1 protein-coding gene is annotated in these 790 nt (G+C 62.5%); it reads right to left on the bottom strand.

Translation table 11 applies throughout. The annotated features are described in order from the left end of the window. A partial coding sequence (locus tag ACYQ0J_RS07495; protein ID WP_460171542.1) for an elongation factor Tu occupies nt 1-790 on the bottom strand: 790 nt, incomplete at both ends.

Here is a 790-nt window from a genome sequence, read left to right as displayed (position 1 = left end):
CGCGTCTCCGGAGCAAGGCCCACAATCTCCACCTCGTCCCCAACCTTCACCTTGCCCCGCTCAATCCGCCCCGTGGCCACCGTCCCACGCCCCGTGATGGTAAACACGTCCTCCACCGGCATCAAGAACGGCTTGTCCACGTCCCGCACCGGCGTGGGTATGTACTCGTCCACCGCGTCCAACAACTCCCAAATCCTGTCCACCCACTCGTTCTCCCCACGCTTCGTCTTGGGGTTCCTGTGCATCTCCTCAAGCGCAAGCAGGGCACTCCCCCGAATCACCGGAACCTCGTCCCCAGGAAACTCGTACTGGTTCAAAAGGTCCCGCACCTCCATCTCCACCAAATCCAGCAACTCGGGGTCGTCCACCATGTCCACCTTGTTCATGAACACCACGATGTACGGCACCCCCACCTGCCGCGCCAACAAAATGTGCTCCCGCGTCTGCGGCATCGGACCATCCGCCGCCGATACCACCAGGATGGCCCCGTCCATCTGCGCCGCACCCGTGATCATGTTCTTGATGTAGTCCGCGTGACCCGGGCAGTCCACGTGCGAATAGTGCCGCTTCGCCGTCTCGTACTCCACATGCGCCGTGTTGATGGTAATCCCCCGCGCACGCTCCTCCGGCGCCTTGTCAATCTCCCCGTAGTCCTTCACCTCCACATTCGGGTTCTCCGCCGCCGCCACAAACGTCAACGCCGCCGTCAACGTCGTCTTCCCGTGGTCCACGTGCCCAATCGTCCCCACGTTCACGTGAGGCTTCGTCCGGATAAACTCGCCCTTGGCCA

Source organism: Thermus sp. FJN-A (assembly GCF_054655095.1).
The sequence above is the reverse complement of the archived record's forward strand: the minus strand, read 5'-3'. Positions and strand labels throughout refer to the sequence as shown.